Source organism: Paraburkholderia aspalathi (assembly GCF_905220735.1).
Taxonomy (GTDB): Bacteria; Pseudomonadota; Gammaproteobacteria; order Burkholderiales; family Burkholderiaceae; genus Paraburkholderia; species Paraburkholderia aspalathi.
On record NZ_CAJNBA010000008.1, the window covers coordinates 1 to 15,248 of the forward strand.

At 62.5% G+C, this 15,248-nt stretch carries 13 protein-coding genes; 6 read left to right on the forward strand and 7 right to left on the reverse strand.

Annotation, left to right across the window (positions count from 1 at the left end; all coding sequences use genetic code 11):
- Positions 1 to 215 precede the first annotated feature (215 nt).
- The 4 genes from KHO30_RS32475 to KHO30_RS32490 all read right to left on the reverse strand — a co-directional run bounded on the left by KHO30_RS32475 (position 216) and on the right by KHO30_RS32490 (position 4,664).
- Positions 216 to 1,109, reverse strand: coding sequence for an ABC transporter permease (locus tag KHO30_RS32475; RefSeq protein WP_211703382.1), 894 nt, complete (start codon positions 1,107 to 1,109; stop codon positions 216 to 218).
- Positions 1,110 to 1,111: 2 nt separating this feature from the next.
- Entirely contained in the window at positions 1,112 to 2,026 is a 915-nt protein-coding gene (locus tag KHO30_RS32480) for an ABC transporter permease (protein ID WP_211703383.1), read from the reverse strand.
- A 132-nt stretch (positions 2,027 to 2,158) separates the two neighbouring features.
- On the reverse strand, positions 2,159 to 3,454 hold the full coding sequence (locus KHO30_RS32485; protein ID WP_054042307.1) for an ABC transporter substrate-binding protein: 1,296 nt from the start codon (positions 3,452 to 3,454) through the stop codon (positions 2,159 to 2,161).
- Between the two features lie 151 nt (positions 3,455 to 3,605).
- A complete protein-coding gene (locus KHO30_RS32490) occupies positions 3,606 to 4,664 on the reverse strand; it encodes an ABC transporter ATP-binding protein (protein WP_211703384.1) in 1,059 nt (352 codons plus the stop codon).
- A gap of 317 nt (positions 4,665 to 4,981) precedes the next feature.
- On the opposite strand from KHO30_RS32490, the gene KHO30_RS32495 reads away from it, so the two are divergent.
- The gene (locus tag KHO30_RS32495) at positions 4,982 to 5,947 is read left to right on the forward strand and encodes a polysaccharide deacetylase family protein (RefSeq protein WP_211703385.1); all 966 of its coding nucleotides are present in this window, start codon (positions 4,982 to 4,984) and stop codon (positions 5,945 to 5,947) included.
- Positions 5,944 to 6,711 (forward strand): GntR family transcriptional regulator, encoded by a 768-nt coding sequence (locus KHO30_RS32500; protein ID WP_200620305.1) that lies wholly within the window; start codon positions 5,944 to 5,946, stop codon positions 6,709 to 6,711. Before KHO30_RS32495 ends, KHO30_RS32500 begins: the two co-directional genes overlap by 4 nt.
- 34 nt (positions 6,712 to 6,745) lie before the next feature.
- On the opposite strand, the gene ggt is transcribed toward KHO30_RS32500, so the two are convergent.
- From ggt to KHO30_RS32515, 3 genes are read right to left on the reverse strand one after another with little or no spacing between them, the layout of a single operon-like run.
- Positions 6,746 to 8,332: a gamma-glutamyltransferase gene (ggt, locus tag KHO30_RS32505; protein WP_211703386.1), complete on the reverse strand. Its 1,587-nt coding sequence runs from the start codon at positions 8,330 to 8,332 to the stop codon at positions 6,746 to 6,748.
- Between the two features lie 10 nt (positions 8,333 to 8,342).
- A complete protein-coding gene (locus tag KHO30_RS32510; RefSeq protein ID WP_211703387.1) occupies positions 8,343 to 9,533 on the reverse strand; it encodes an amidase in 1,191 nt (396 codons plus the stop codon).
- Positions 9,530 to 10,330, reverse strand: a complete 801-nt coding sequence (locus KHO30_RS32515; RefSeq protein ID WP_211703388.1) for a cysteine hydrolase family protein — start codon at positions 10,328 to 10,330, stop codon at positions 9,530 to 9,532. The genes KHO30_RS32510 and KHO30_RS32515 overlap by 4 nt, the downstream gene beginning before the upstream one ends.
- 208 nt (positions 10,331 to 10,538) lie before the next feature.
- Between KHO30_RS32515 and KHO30_RS32520 the strand changes: the two genes are divergently transcribed.
- From KHO30_RS32520 to KHO30_RS32535, 4 genes are read left to right on the forward strand one after another with little or no spacing between them, the layout of a single operon-like run.
- The gene (locus KHO30_RS32520) at positions 10,539 to 11,516 is read left to right on the forward strand and encodes a BMP family protein (protein ID WP_093645955.1); all 978 of its coding nucleotides are present in this window, start codon (positions 10,539 to 10,541) and stop codon (positions 11,514 to 11,516) included.
- 1 nt (position 11,517) lies between these two features.
- Entirely contained in the window at positions 11,518 to 13,170 is a 1,653-nt protein-coding gene (locus tag KHO30_RS32525; protein ID WP_425312930.1) for an ABC transporter ATP-binding protein, read from the forward strand.
- Entirely contained in the window at positions 13,167 to 14,264 is a 1,098-nt protein-coding gene (locus KHO30_RS32530; protein ID WP_211703389.1) for an ABC transporter permease, read from the forward strand. The genes KHO30_RS32525 and KHO30_RS32530 overlap by 4 nt, the downstream gene beginning before the upstream one ends.
- Positions 14,264 to 15,181: an ABC transporter permease gene (locus KHO30_RS32535; protein ID WP_093645951.1), complete on the forward strand. Its 918-nt coding sequence runs from the start codon at positions 14,264 to 14,266 to the stop codon at positions 15,179 to 15,181. The genes KHO30_RS32530 and KHO30_RS32535 overlap by 1 nt, the downstream gene beginning before the upstream one ends.
- The last annotated feature ends 67 nt before the right edge of the window (positions 15,182 to 15,248 follow it).

A 15,248-nucleotide genomic window follows, 5' to 3' on the forward strand; every position in this document is an offset into this window, starting at 1 on the left:
TCTTCAGGAATGTTCCGTCTGCTCATTTCTCACCTCAGTTGGAGAATTATCCCCTTTAGAGGTGTCCAGGTTCATTGAACCACTACAGTGCCGCCCCGCACAGGGGCAACAATAATAGACCACTAACAAAACAAGGAAAGGCACCAAGGCCAGAACAAGGAAACCCCAACACCCCGAGCAAACAAAAACCCAACCGCCAAGCAGGCAAAGAAACGTCACTTCACCCGCCGCCGCCCCAACCCCCGCACCGCGAGCAAACACAAAACCATAACCGTAAGCGACAAAACCGTAGTCATCGTTCCAAGCGCATAAATGACAGGCGTCGTCACCGACGTGGTAAGCCCCTGCAATTCGAGTGGCAAGGTATTCTGATCCCCAATCGCCTGCGAGGTACGCGCAATCTCATCCCATGAAAGCGTGAACCCAAACATCGCGACGCCGACAACCGAAGGTCCGATGATAGGCAAAACAACATGCCGGAAACTTTGCCACGGCGTGGCGCCGAGATCCCGCGAAGCCTCTTCATAAGCAGGATTAAAGCGGTTGAACACAGCAAACATCACGAGCAAACCGAATGGCAGCGTCCACGTCAAATGCGCGCCCAGCGCCGACGTGAACAAGCCCATCGACGTCGTATAGGTATCGGCAAACGATTGATACCCCCATGCGGAAGCAAGATACTTCACACCGTTATCGAGCAACCGGAACGTTAACCCGATCCCAAGCGAAACGATAATGGACGGCATGATCAGACTGGCGACCGACACGTAAAAGACCGCCGTATCCCCGCGAAATCGTCGGCGAAAGGCCAATCCGGCCGCTACCGAGAACAGCACGGTCAACACGGTTACAGCCAACGCCAGCCGCACGGATCGCCCAAATGCCCCCCAGATATCGACATCGCCGACACCGTCACGCAGCGCGGCAAACCAGTGCAACGACACGCCACGCATCGGAAACGTCAGCCCGCCCTCGGGTCCCTGAAACGAAAGAATGAAAATCGTAATGACCGGTCCATACAGGAACAGCACGAACAAGCCGAACAGCAGCGCGAGCCAGTAAAAGCTGGCTGGCCGACGCTCCCGATGTCTGAGGCGAATGGCCTGCATCTTCACAGCTCCTTTCGGATGTCGACCACCCGCGTCAAACCCCAAACGATCATCAACACGACAGCCAGCAAAATGATCGCGTTGGCCGCCGCGGCGGGAAATTGCAGGTAGCCGGTCTGCACCTGGATGATCTTGCCGACAGATGCGATCTGCTGGCCACCCATCACGCCGACGGTCAGGAAGTCGCCCATTACGATCGTGATCACGAAGATCGAGCCGATCACAATGCCGGTCTTCGACAGCGGCAACACCACGTCGCGAATCACTTGCCAGCCGCTTGCGCCGGCATCGCGCGCGGCCTCTAGCAACGAACGGTCGATCCGCATCATCGCGTTGAAAATCGGCACGATCATGAAGAACGTGTAGAGGTGCACGAACGCCAGCACGACCGAGAAATTCGAATACAGCAACCATTCGAGTGGCTGGTCGATCAGATGTGCGCCCAGCAGGGCCTGATTGACGAGCCCGTTACGGCCGAGCAATGGCATCCACGAAATCATGCGGATTACGTTCGACGTCCAGAAGGGAATCGTGCAGACGAGGAACAGGATTGTCTGCATGCTCGTCGTGCGTACGTGAAACGCCAGGAAGTAAGCAATCGAAAAACCCAGCAGCAAGGTCACGGTCCATACGATCGCGCAGAACTTGAGCGTCGACCAGTATGTTTTCAAGGTCACGCAGACGTCCGTCATCGACGAACAGCCATTAAAAATCGCCGCGTAGTTTTTGAGCGTGAAAGCCGGGATGATCTGATATTCGTTGAAGTCCCAGAAACTGACGATCAACGTGATGACCAACGGCACGATGAAAAACAGCAGGAACGTGAGCGAAAGCGGTGTGGCCTGCAGCCATGCCGGCGCGCGCGGGTGTTTGACGGGCTCATCCTGCGCGTGAGAGGGAAGGTCGATCGTTGCCATGGGCGGGTATCAGTGGAAACACTGCGCTGCGGAATGAGCGCGTCGTCGAAGAACTGCCGGCATGTCATGCACCGGCAGTCCGGCATGCGATTCAGTCGCTCAAGTCACGCTCGAGCCACGCCAAAGCCACATTTAAGCCGCGATGAACTCGTTCCACTTCTGAACCATGTAGATGTTCTCGTCCATCACGGCATTCCAGCAGGCAATCGCCCCCATGCGCTGGTTGTACGAGCCGCCGTCACGCACGGTGCCGGCTTTTTCGAGCAACTGGCCATCGGGTGCCTTGATGTCCTGCGCGGCAGCTTTGCCTTCGATCCAGTAGTCCCATTCGTAAGGCTGCATGTGCGTCTTTGCCGTCTCGAGCACACCCGAGTAATAGCCCTGACGCATCAGGTAGGCGCCAGCCCAACCGTCCTGGAACCAGTTGACGAACTCGTACGCAGCGTCGAGCTTCTTCCCTTGCAGGGAGCGCGGAAAGCCAAAACCTGACGCCCACGAGCGATAGCCTTCCTTGAGCGGTTGGAACTTGCAGGCGACACCCATGGTGCGCACCTTGGTCACGGCCGGCGACCACATCGACTGGATCACCACCTCGCCTGACGCCATCAGGTTCACGCTTTCGTTGAAGTCCTTCCAGAACGCGCGGAACTGGCCGGCGCGCTTGGCTTCGATCAGGATCTTGATGGTCTGGTCGATTTCGGCCTTGGTCATGTTGCCTTTGTCGCCGTACTTCACGTGACCCATCGCCTCGATCGCCATTGCCGAATCCATGATGCCGATCGCCGGAATGTTCAATAGCGCCGCCTTTCCCTTGAATTGCGGATTGAGCAGTTCGGCCCAACTGTCGATCGGGCGCTTGATGAGGTCGGGACGGATGCCGAGCGTGTCCGCGTTGTATGTGGTCGGGATCAGCGTCATCCATTCGGTCGGCGTTGCGGAGAATTCCGTGGAGCGCGGGCCGGTCAGGAACATCACCTTTTTCGGCGCGGTGCCCTGATCGCCGATCTTCTTGCCGTTCACTTCACCGCGTGTCAGCACCGGCGTGATCTTGTCGGCGAGCTTGATACGTTTCGCGTCCATGCCCGCGAGCGTGCCGGCCGGAATCAGTTTCTTGAGCGCGAAATATTCGGTGTCGACAATGTCGAACGAGTTGGGCTGCGTGATGATGCGCTTGGCCACGTCGTCAGTCGTCACCGGCACATATTGAATGTCGATGCCTGTGTCTTCCTTGAATTTCTTCGCGATGTCGGCGCTCTGATTCACCGCCGTGCCGAGGTAGCGCAACGTGATCTTCTCCTGCGCATGCACGTACGGAAAACCGGCAATGCCGGCCGCCGCCACAGCGCCCTTGATGAACGTGCGGCGCGACAGGCCCTTTTCCTTCAGATCGGATGCGGCCGCTGCCGGGCTCTCGTTCGCTTCACTCATTGCCTTCTCCTCAGTTGACGTTCGTTTGGTCTGCGCCTGATGTTCGGTCAGCGCCTGTTTGTCGTTCAGTTAAAACTCGGTTCACGTTTCTCGTTCAGAGACCTTCTTTGCGCCACCGTGTCGCGCAGGCAGAACACAACCGCGCACCCGCTCAGGCCGCCAGCGGATGCGCATCCTGCTCGTTCCACCAGACCACCACACGCGCGTCGGGGCCGAGCCGTGCCGGGTCATAATCGCCGTCGCTCACCAACGAGATCAGTTCCGGCGAGCCGTCGAGCGGATCGAGCGTCATGCGTAAATGGGTGCCCTGGTATTCCGCTTCGCGCACCTTGCAGGGCACGCCGCCGATCCGCGCCAAGCCACTCTCACCGGTTGCCGTCTGAACTGGCGTGACGCCGTGCGGCACCACTCGCAGATGATCGGCGCGCACGGTAAACGAGCGGCCATTCGTGTTGAATACGTTGTGACCACCGAGAAAACGCGCGACGAACTCGGTACGCGGACGGTTGAAGACTTCATGCGGCGTGCCGCTTTGTTCGATGCGCCCGTGGCTCATCACGACCACCAGATCGGCAAGCGCCATCGCTTCTTCCTGCGAGTGCGTGACGTGCACGAACGTGATGCCGAGTTCTTTCTGCCAGCGCTTGAGTTCTGCACGCATCTGCACACGCAGGAACGGGTCGAGCGCTGAAAGCGGTTCGTCGAGCAACAGGCAGCCCGGTTGATTCAACAACGCCCGAGCGAGCGCAACACGCTGCTGCTGGCCGCCCGAAAGTTGCGCCGGTTTGCGTTCGGCATACGCGGACATCGCGACCAACTCCAGCAGCTCACCGGCACGCTTGCGGCGCACATCCTTCGCGACGCCGCGCATTTTCAGGCTGAACGCGACGTTATCGAGCGCGCTCAGATGCGGGAACAGCGCGTAGTTCTGAAAGACCATTGCCGTGCCGCGGGCAGCGGGTTCTTCCCGCGTGACATTGCGTCCCGCAATCAGAATGTCACCCTCGGTGACCGATTCATGCCCGGCGATCATGCGCAGGGTCGAGGTCTTGCCGCATCCCGAGGGCCCGAGCAGGCAGCAATACTGACCGCCGGCAATGCGCAGATCGATGGCGTCGACGGCAAGCGAGTCGCCGTATTGCTTCGACACGTGCACCAGTTCGATATCGGCGGCTGTGGTTTCTAGCACCGTTGAAGCAGGCTGAATCATGGAGTGGATGTCCTCGTGAACGGCGAAGTGCTGACGCACGCAAAACCATGCGCGATGCCTCGGCGAAGCCATCCAAATGCAAGACATGTGCCATCCGTCCATTCGCGAGGTCCGGCGATTGCAAACGCGCCGGTGTGCTTAACGTCGACGAATTGGCTCACATATTGCAAACGATCTGCGGCGTCGATCGTCAGCGATCAAAGCGTTTCTTTTTGCGCAATCGCGGTGCGTCTTCGGTCCGTCCCGGGGCATGATCCGGCCAACTCGGTTCATGCGGGGCCTAGCGCGTCGCCTTTCGTCACTCACGGCTTCTTTACATGAACGACACACGGAACATGCCCGCAGCAGAGAATCGCGCCCGTCAACCGATCGCCACCCATGGCCGCTTTGCGTATCGCCCGATCACGGATAGCGACGCGTTCCGCTGGCCCGGCGATAGCGGGCTCGCGGTCTATCTCGGCTTCAATATCGAGCACTTTGCATTCGGCGAGGGACTAGGCGCCGCGCTCGGCCCGATTTCGCCGCAACCGGATGTGCTGAACCATAGCTGGCGCGAATACGGCAACCGCGTGGGCGCGTGGCGCTGTATCGAACTGTTCGATGAGCTGGAAATGCCTGCGGGCACGCTCATCAATACCGCGCTCTACGACCATTGCCCGGAGTTGATCGCGGCGTGCGTGGCGCGTGGCGACGAACTGATCGGTCACGGGCACACCAACGCACATCGGCAAAGCGACCTCGACGAAAATGGCGAACGCGAGCTGCTTCTGCATTGCCGCGAACGTATCGCCGAAGCGTCCGGCACGCCGCCGCAGGGCTGGCTCTCACCGTGGATCTCCGAATCGCACCTGACGCCCGACCTTCTGGCCGAGACGGGTTATCGCTATACGCTGAACTGGTGTCACGATGATCGTCCGGTACGTATGGCGACACGCAGCGGACCGTTATGGTCGATTCCGTACCCGCAGGAACTCAACGATCTGCCGATGATGGTGGGCCGCCATATGGACGGCCGCGCGTTCGCCGACATGATCGTCGATCAGTTCGACGAGATGCTCGAGCAGGCGAATCGCGGCACGCAACCGCAGGCGCTCGTAATGGGCATCGCGCTGCATCCTTATCTGGTGGGGCAGCCATATCGACTACGGCATCTGCGCCGCGCGCTCGAACACATCGCCGCGGCACGAGCGAAAGGCGATGTGTGGATCACGACGCCGGGCGCAATCGCGCATCACATGGACGAACTGGAGCGGGACGGCGTGCTGCGCCCGGAGGCTGCATGAGCACGAGTACGACCACCAAGCCGAAAACCGCCGCGGCCATCGCCAGAAAAACGCCGAAGGAAGAAGCGGACGACGACGCGCGCATCTATCAATCAATCTTCGACGGCGTGCTGAACCATCGTCTGACGCCCGGCACGAAGCTGCCGGAGCCCGAATTGTGCCAACTGTTCGGCGTGGGCCGCGCAGTCGTGCGGCGGGTGTTGGAAAAGCTCGCCTACGACGGCATCGTCGTGCTGCGGCCGAACAAGGGCGCGGTGATCGCCGAGCCGACGCCTGAGGAAACGCGCGAGATCTTCGAGGCGCGGCGCTCCGTTGAACGCATGCTGGTCGAGTTGGCCGTACAGCGCGCGAGCGCTCAGGACATCAAGGCCTTGCGCCAGCAACTGGCGAGCGAACATGAGGCGATGCATCGCTTCGACCAGCCTTCGTGGGCCACGCTCGCGAGCGGTTTTCATATGCGCATCGCCGCGCTCGCGGGCAACTCGATCCTGCAAAACTATCTGAAGGAACTGGTTTCGCGCTGCTCGCTCATTGTCGGCGTATATGAGCCGCCGGGGCATGCGCCGTGCGAGCACGCGGAGCATGCGACGATTGTCGATTGCATCGAAGCGCGCGATGCCGCCGGTGCAATGGCCCATATGGAAGCGCACCTTCGCGATATCCAGGAACGAATCGAAACCTCACGGATGCGCGGCGAGAAAAGCCTGGGCCAGTTGCTCGGCATCACTGGCTATGCCAATGCGTCAGCGCGGGAAACTACGTGAGTGGCGACACGCGGCCGCTTGACACTCAGCTGACTCAAACCCCGAGCGCACGGCCGTCGCTACGTGGATCGTGCGCGCCTGATGCTGCGCCGTCCGGCTCGATGCGGATCACGCCTGGATGGCCGGCCAAAGGACTCTGCGCTGGAATGGCGCTCACTTCATGCCCACGTGCAGCAAGTTCGGCAAACACGTCGGCGCCGACGTCCTCTTCGAGCTTCAACGCATCGCGTGTATCGGAGAATGTCTTGCCAAGCAGAAAGCGCGGACGGGCGAGGGCAGTGAGCGGGTCCATCCCGTAGTCGATCAGCCGCGTGAGAATCGCGGCCAGCGTTTGCGGCTGACCGTCGGCGCCTTGCGTGCCGAACAGCAGATGTGGCCGGCCATCCTTCAGATACATGCCGGGGTTGAGCGTGTGGAACGGCCGCTTGCCCGGTTGCACCGCGTTGTGATGCCGGGGATTCGTGCTGAATGAAGCGCCGCGGTTGTGCCACAGAATCCCCGTATCGCCCGCCACTACGCCGCTACCCCAGTCGAAGTAAACCGTTTGCAGAACACTGACGCTGCGGCCTTCGCTGTCCGTCGCGCCGATGAACACCGTGTCGCCCGGGCGGAACACGTGGGGCCAGGCGCGCGCTTCATGCAGATTGATCGAGCGTGCATGGGCATCGAGCGCGGTGGGCGAGAGCATGTCATCGACCGGCACCCAGTTGAACTCAGGATCGGACACGAAGCGGTCGCGGTCCGCGAACGCGCACTTCACCGCTTCCACCAGCAGGTGGTAGTAGTCGGCGCTGCCCTCGGCAATCTGCGCAATATCGAAACGATCGAGCGTGCCCATGATCTGCAGGGTCGTCACACCTTGAGTCGGCGGCCGCATGCTGACCAGTTCGCCACCGCGATAGGCCACCCGCAAAGGCGCCTCGTCGCGTGCTTGCGTTCGCGCCAGATCGCTCGACGTCAGCGGCGAGCCGGCTTCGCGCAAACCGAGTGCGATCCGCTCTGCAAGCTCGCCCTCATAGAACTCGCGCGCGCCGAAGCGGGCAATCCGCTCGAGGCTCTTCGCCAGCGCGGGTTGCACGAAAGGTTCGGCGATGGCAGGAATTTGGCCGTGTGGCGCGAAAGTTGCCGCAAAGCCGGGCAGGGAACGCAACTCATCCGCGCGGAGTGTTTGCCAGAAATGCTGCGAAGGCGTGACGGGAAACCCATTCGCTGCATAGTCGAGCGCGTGATCGAAGAGCGATGCCCACGATTGCTGCCCGCCCCATGAGGTCCGGCTGATCTGATAAGCCTGATTCCACGTGTCGACGGTCGCTGCCGTGGTGATCGCAGACGCGGCACCGCGCAAAGGAATCGCGCCGCTGTACGGTGGCAGTTGCTGCGCGGCCTGGCCGATGCCCGACACCGTGCGCAACGTCCCTTGCCTGTCGCCGATCACCCAGAAAGCGTCGCCGCCGAGCCCAGTGAAATGCGGATACGTCACGCATAGCGCCGCGCCGATGGCGATCGCGGCTTCGATCGCGTTGCCGCCCGCACGCAGTATGTCGAGGCCCGCGGCGCTGGCAACGGCGTGCGGACTGGTGACCATGCCGCTGGTGCTGCTGGCGAGTTTCAGGTTGTGCATCAATGCTCCGCTACCGAAGGTTCGCCAAAGTGTGTTGCGAGTATAGATCGCGCGCGAGGGCAAGCAACGCGCGATCGCTGCCGCGCGCGCCGACGAGCGACAGCGCAAGCGGACGATCGATTTCGTCAGTAAAAGGGAGCGTGATTTGCGGCAGACCGCCAATCGCGGCGATCGAGTTCATCGTGAGCGCAGCTTCATAGAAACCGCCGATTGCGGTGTCCGACGCGTCTTTCGCCAACAGCGCGACGGGCGTGGTCGGCATGAGCAGCACGCGATCGGGTTCGAACGTCGCATCGAGCACGCTGCGTAGTTCGCGCCGAGTGGCGCGCCATTTTTCGGCCTGGTTTCGATCGAGCGTCTGCAGCCGTGCAAAGCGGGCCGCAATGGATGGGCCGAAACGCGGCTGCGCCGAACGGATCCAGTCGCCGAGCGAGGCATCGATTTCAAGATCCTGCGCGGCCTGATAACACGCAAGCCAGCGCGCTTCGTCCCCGGCGAACAGATCGAGCGATGTGTCCGCACCTAACGATTCAGCTAGCGCCTCAAGGCGTAAAGCATCGTCGGGTGCGTTGCGCGCGCGAGCGGCGAACGCCTCGGCGACACGAACCAGGCGCAACGGCTGACCGGACGAGGAAGCTGCCGAGGCTGCTTCCGGCAGCAGTACGTCGCCCACCGCGGCAAGCACATCGATCGACCGCGCGAACCAGCCGACCGTGTCGAAGCACGGCGCGAACGGCAACACACTTTCGAGCGAAATCGCATCGTGACTCGGCCGCATACCCCACAACCCGCAGAACGCCGCGGGAACGCGCACCGAGCCACCGGTATCGGTGCCTAACGCAAAGTCCACCTCACCGCTGGCCACTGCCGACGCAGAGCCGCTCGACGATCCGCCTGGCAAGGCATGCGGCCAACGCGGATTGAGCGGCGTGCCGTCATGATGGTTGGCGCCTTCGAGGCTATAGGCGAGCTCGTCGGTGATCGTCTTGCCGTCGAGCGTCGCGCCTGCTGCCAGCAGCGCTCCGACACAGGGCGCGTGACGGAGCGCCGGCACATGGCCCGCCCGCCAGTCAGGATTGCCACCACCGGTCGTCACGCCCGCGACGTCGATCAGATCCTTCACCGCAAAGCGCAGGCCATCGAGCGGCCCGCTCGCCGTCGCAGCGACACGTACGCGTGGGCCAGAGATAAACGCACTCATGCGGCATCCGCCAAGGCATCGACGATGCGCGCCGAATCCGTGACGAAGCCAAAGCACTTCTTCACGTTCCAGACGGCCGCCTCCGTGCAGAACGCCGGCGACGACGTCGCGCAGCAGTCTTCCACCAGCACGCAGCCATAGCCGAGAAAGTTGGCGTCGGTCAGCGAATGCAGCACGCACTGATCGGTGTTCACGCCCGCGAACATCACCGTACGAATGCCGAGGTTGCGCAGGATGCTGTCCAGCGGCGTGTCCCAGAAGCCGCTGATGCGGTACTTGTCCACGCAGATGTCCTCGGGCAGCGGCTTGAGTTCGTCGACCACGGCAGCTGCCCAGGAATCCTTCTCAAGCACATGCGAACCGTTGCTCGCGAGCGGTTCGCCGAGGCCTGTGCCGGTTCCGGTCGGCTTATATAGATGCAACTGGTTCGGCGGCATGTTGGCGAGGTCGGGCCGGTTTCCCCAATTGACCCAGATAACCGGCACGCCGCGGTGACGCAGAGTCGGCAGCAGGCGCTGCAATGGTGCAATCGGCGCGCGGTCCACCACGAAATCGCCCCCAATCTGGGCAACCCATCCTCCATTGGTGCAGAAATCATTCTGCATGTCGATGACGACGATCGCCGTGCTGCGCAGGTCGATGCGCACGTTTTGCGGTTCGCACGACAGCGTCGCGACGATTGGTTCGGGCGGGGGCAAGGACATGTCGACCAGTTTCTCGCTGGCACTCCAGCGAGAGCGGCCGTCGCGGCCCAACTGGCCGGAAACGCTTGTGCCATATGCGTCGTGTTGTTTCATCGGAGGTTCTCCATCGTGTCTGAATCGCCATAAAAAGGGTGTTGCCCGGACCTCGACCCATGGTGCGTTTGCCGTGCGCAGTCCGTTGTTTCGAGCAGATCGGAATGAAGTCCGGCGCCTGTCAAAAGTACGGCATGGCATCGAAGTTGCATTTGTTTCGTTCATGAATAACCTACTTACCCAAACCAAACGCAAGAGGAATGCCAGAATGCCGATCGCCAAGTTCAAAACCCTCGCCACCTGCGTCGTGGCGCTCGCCGTATCCACCAGCGCGGTTCATGCCTTCGCTGCCGATCCGTTACGGGTCGGCGTGCTGATTCCCGGCTCGAAATCGGACAAGGGCTGGATGGAATCCGGCTACGACGGGCTCGTTGCCGCGCAGAAGGAACTGGGTCCGAAGCTCAAGACGCAGATGATCGAAAACATCAATTACGCCGACATGGAACAGGCGCTGACCAACCTCGCGTCGAAGAACCAGTTGGTGATCGGTGTAGGCGGGCAGACCCAGGCGTCAGTGCTGAAGATCGCCAAGCGCTTTCCCAATGTGAAGTTCGCAATCGTCGGCGGTAACAAGGGGCAGGACATGCCGCCGAATGTGGCGGGATATGACGTCAAGCAGGCGGAGATCGCTTACGTCGCCGGCGCGGCCGCGGCGATGCTGTCGAAGAACGGCGCGGTCAGCTACGTGGGCGGCATGGAGATTCCGTCAATCGTCAACGCCGGCAAGGAGTTCGGCAACGGCGCGCGCTCCATCAATCCGAAGATCAAGTACTTCGAGAGCTACACGGGCGATTTCGACAATGTCTCGAAGGCGAAGGAAGCCACGCTGGCGGCCATCTCCCAGGGCGCGGACGTCCACTATCACATTCTCAATCTCGGCTTGCGTGGCATGGAGCAGGCGGCCAACGAAAAGCACACGCATGTGATCGGCAGCTATACCGACCGGTGCGGCACGGACCCGCTGTATATCGCGTATTCGATTACCGGCGTCGGCTATCAGGTGCAGTACGCAATCGACCAGATGGCGGCTGGCACGTGGCAGCCGGGCTATAAGGCGTTCGGCCTGGCAATGGGACCGAAGGCGTCGGGCATGGTTGTCTGCAAGGCGACGCCGGAGATGTCGACGAAAATCAGGCAGATCGAGCAGGACATCGAGAGCGGCAAGATCAAGGTATCGGAAGGCTGATATGGACGCCACTCCAGCTTCTGCCGCTTGCACAACGGCGTTGGCCGGTGAGGGCGCCACGGCCCGCGCGAGTCACGACGCGCCGCGCACCGCGGTACTGCGCATGGACGGCATCGGCAAGCGCTTCGGCCCGTTTCAGGCGTTGAGCGACGTGTCGCTCGAACTCTTTGCGGGAGAAGTGCATTGCCTGCTCGGTGAGAACGGCGCCGGCAAATCGACACTCTGCAACGTGGTGTTCGGCGTGCATCAGCCCGACGCGGGATCAATGTGGCTGGATGGCGAGCCGTATCAGCCCCACAGTCCGCGCGACGCTCTTGCGCACGGCATCGCGATGGTGCATCAGCATTTCAGTCTCGTCGAAGACGTGAGCGTGCTCGACAACCTGCTGCTCGGCCAGGTACGCGGCTGGCTCGATCGCAAGCGCGAGGCGCAACGGGTGCGCGCGTTGGTGGCTGATCTGGGTCTCGCGCTTGAACCGGATGCGCGGGTCGCGGATCTGTCGGTCGGCGAAAAACAGCGCGTCGAGATCGTCAAGTGTCTGATCCGTGAGCCTCGGCTTCTCGTGCTGGATGAGCCGACCGCCGTGCTGCTGCCGGCTGAAATCGATGCATTGCTCGACACCTGTGCGCGGGTTGTCGGGCGCGGTTGCGCGGTTGTATTGGTGACGCACAAGCTGGCGGAGATCCGCCGGATCGCAAGCCGTGCGACGGTGCTGCAAAGCGGCCGCGTGGTCGCTCGTGCGAGTACGCCGTCGGCCGATGTCGATACGCTCGTGCGGGCCATGATTCAACGGCCGGGGAATGAGGGCCATGAAGCGAATCACAACGCAGATCCCGGCGCGAAGCCCGCGCCGCCGAAACCCCGCAGCGCGTCCCCTTACGGCCGGCCACTCGCCGACGAAGCCTTACAGATCGACGGCCTGACGGTGCGCGATGCCGACGGTGTCACGCGTCTCGAAGACTGCACGCTGGTGGTCAACCGCAGCGAGATCGTCGGCATCGCGGGCGTGGAGGGCAACGGTCAGAGCGAACTAGGTGCGGTACTCGCCGGCTTGCAGCGCGCAAGTGCAGGGCGCTTTTTCGTGCAGGGCAAAGATTGCACACAGGCTGCGCCGCAGACATTGACGAAGGCGGGTGTCGGCGTGGTGCCGGAAGACCGGCACGCGGTCGGCTGCGTGCCCGACATGAGCCTGACCGAAAACCTCTTTCTCAACCGCCTCGACGACTACGCGCGGCACGGCTTCATGCGCCGACGCGCGATGCGGCGCGACGCCCGTGCGCTGATGCAGCGTTTCGACGTGCGTGCCGCGAGTCCCGACGTCGCTTTTCGCGGCCTCTCAGGCGGCAACCAGCAAAAAGCGGTGCTGGCGCGCGAGCTCACGCTCGAGGGCCTCGCCGTGCTGGTCGCGGCGCAGCCTACGCGAGGTCTCGATGTCGGCGCGGTCGCGGCAGTGTATGAGCACATTCGCGCCGCGCGCGACCAGGGCGTCGGCGTATTGCTGATCTCGTCCGAACTTGACGAACTGATGGCGGTGGCCGACCGCGTCCTCGTCATGTATCGCGGCCGCATCATGGGCACCTGTGTGCCGGATGCGTCGCAAATCAATCTTCAACGCGAGCGCATTGGCGCATGGATGGCAGGCCAGACAGCATGACTCCCACGACCTCTTCGACTTTTTTGTCTCTTGTCTCATGGCACGGTTCGCGGCGCTTGCGAACCGCGGCCGTGCTGGGAGGCGCCGCGCTCTTCGCGGTTGCAGCGGCGCTGGCGCTGATTGCAATCGTTCATGTGCCGCTCGGCGACGCGCTTGCCGCCTTCGCCGACGGTGCGTGGGGCTCGCCTTACGCGATCGGCGCATCGATCAATCGCAGCCTCGTGTTCGCGCTGGTCGGCAGCGGCTTCGTGCTGGCGAACCGCGCGCAACTGACTAACGTCGGCGGTGAAGGGCAGATCGCGATGGGCGGCATCGCCGCCACCGCGGTCAGCCTCTATGGCCACGTCGCGCACTTGCCGTTCGGTCTTTCGTTCATCATGCCGATGCTGGCGGCCGCGCTGGCCGGCGCGGCGTGGGGCGCGCTTCCCGGCTGGCTGAAAGCGCGCGCCGGCACCAACGAAGTGATCAGCACCTTGCTGCTGACGTTCATCGCGGTGTGGTTCCTCTACTGGTGCGTGCAATCCGAAACGCTGCTGCGCCAGCCGATGACCAACGCCGCCACGCTGCCCGAGTCGCTGGATATCCCCGATTCGACCAAACTTCCGCTGCTGTCGAGTGCCAGCTCCACGGGGCTGCATATCGGTTTGCCGATCACGCTCGTGCTGTGCATCGTGGTGGCGCTGGTACTGGTGTATAGCCGCTTCGGCATGTATCTGCGCGCCGTCGGCCTGAACGCGCTGGCGGCGCGCCGCGCCGGCATGCCGATCACGTCGACAATCGTCGGCGCGCTGGCATTGGCCGGTGCGCTCGGCGGTCTCGCCGGCGCATTGATGCTGCAAGGCGATCAATATTCGCTGAAAGCCGGCTTCTCGTCGGGCTACGGCTTTGACGGCCTTGTGGTCGGTTTGCTCGCGCGTGGCTCGATAACCGGCGTGTGCGCGGCGGCGTTGCTGTTCGGCTTTCTGCGCTCGGGCGGCATCAATATGGAAATGGTCGCATCCGTGCCGTCGGCGCTGGTGCTGGTGGTGCAGGGCGTCGTGATCGTCGCGCTGGCCGGCGGATCGCTGTGGCTCGAGCCGAAAGGAGCAAGTTGATGAACGCGGAATTCGTAGCGGTTTTCGTCGGCTCCTCGATCCGGTTTGCCGCCCCGCTGATGCTGGCTTCGACCGGTGAACTGATCAGCGAACGGGCCGGCGTGCTCAACATGAGCGTGGAGGGCATGATGCTGTCGGGCGCGTTTCTCGGCGCGGCGGGTGCATGGGCGACCGGCAATGCGGCGCTGGGTCTCGCGATCGGCATGCTCGGCGTGCTGCCGATCGCTTTGCTGCAAGCGTTCCTGAGCGTGACGTTGCGCGCCAATCAGATCGTGACAGGCATCGGCATCAACATCCTGGCGCTCGGCGCGACGACGCTCGCCTATCGCGAGCTGTTCGGCGAACGTTCGAGCGCGGTGATTCCCGGCCTCGCGCGCTGGTCGCCGCCCGGTCTGGGTGCGATTCCGGTCATCGGCGAGCCCGTGTTTCATCAGGTGTGGCTCGTCTATCTCGGCCTCGCGATTCTGCTGGCAACCTCGCTCGTGATGCGGCGGACCGCGCTCGGTGTGGCGCTGCACGCGGTGGGCGCCGCGCCGAGGTCGGTCGATCAGTCGGGGCTCTCGGTGACGCGGCTGCGTTATGGCGCCGTGCTGTTCTCAGGTGTGATGTCGGGCGCTGCGGGTTGTTTCATTTCGATCGGCGACATTCACACCTTTACCGAAGGGATGACTGGTGGCGCCGGCTACCTCGCAATCGCGGCGATCATCTTCGGCAACTGGAAGATCGGCCGCACAGTCGGCGCGTGTTTGCTGTTCGGCGCCGCGAGCGCGTTGCAGTTCCAATTGCCCTTGATCGGTGTGCATGTGCCGACCGCGTTGCTGGTGATGCTGCCTTATCTGCTTGCGCTGATCGCGGTGGCGGGGCTGATTGGCCGGCAAACCGCGCCGCTTGCGCTGACCCAGCCGTTCCGGCGCTGAGGCCGCGCTTACAATCCCGTGAAGTCACGCAACCCTGACGCATCCATTTGACACAACCCCGCCACCG

Bases quoted from the DNA above. Each gene is read 5' to 3' on its own strand.
- KHO30_RS32475 (WP_211703382.1), bottom strand. From the start codon at position 1,109: ATGCAGGCCATTCGCCTCAGACATCGGGAGCGTCGGCCAGCCAGCTTT.
- KHO30_RS32480 (WP_211703383.1), bottom strand. From the start codon at position 2,026: ATGGCAACGATCGACCTTCCCTCTCACGCGCAGGATGAGCCCGTCAAA.
- KHO30_RS32485 (WP_054042307.1), bottom strand. From the start codon at position 3,454: ATGAGTGAAGCGAACGAGAGCCCGGCAGCGGCCGCATCCGATCTGAAG.
- KHO30_RS32490 (WP_211703384.1), bottom strand. From the start codon at position 4,664: ATGATTCAGCCTGCTTCAACGGTGCTAGAAACCACAGCCGCCGATATC.
- KHO30_RS32495 (WP_211703385.1), top strand. From the start codon at position 4,982: ATGAACGACACACGGAACATGCCCGCAGCAGAGAATCGCGCCCGTCAA.
- KHO30_RS32500 (WP_200620305.1), top strand. From the start codon at position 5,944: ATGAGCACGAGTACGACCACCAAGCCGAAAACCGCCGCGGCCATCGCC.
- ggt (WP_211703386.1), bottom strand. From the start codon at position 8,332: ATGCACAACCTGAAACTCGCCAGCAGCACCAGCGGCATGGTCACCAGT.
- KHO30_RS32510 (WP_211703387.1), bottom strand. From the start codon at position 9,533: ATGAGTGCGTTTATCTCTGGCCCACGCGTACGTGTCGCTGCGACGGCG.
- KHO30_RS32515 (WP_211703388.1), bottom strand. From the start codon at position 10,330: ATGAAACAACACGACGCATATGGCACAAGCGTTTCCGGCCAGTTGGGC.
- KHO30_RS32520 (WP_093645955.1), top strand. From the start codon at position 10,539: ATGCCGATCGCCAAGTTCAAAACCCTCGCCACCTGCGTCGTGGCGCTC.
- KHO30_RS32525 (WP_425312930.1), top strand. From the start codon at position 11,518: ATGGACGCCACTCCAGCTTCTGCCGCTTGCACAACGGCGTTGGCCGGT.
- KHO30_RS32530 (WP_211703389.1), top strand. From the start codon at position 13,167: ATGACTCCCACGACCTCTTCGACTTTTTTGTCTCTTGTCTCATGGCAC.
- KHO30_RS32535 (WP_093645951.1), top strand. From the start codon at position 14,264: ATGAACGCGGAATTCGTAGCGGTTTTCGTCGGCTCCTCGATCCGGTTT.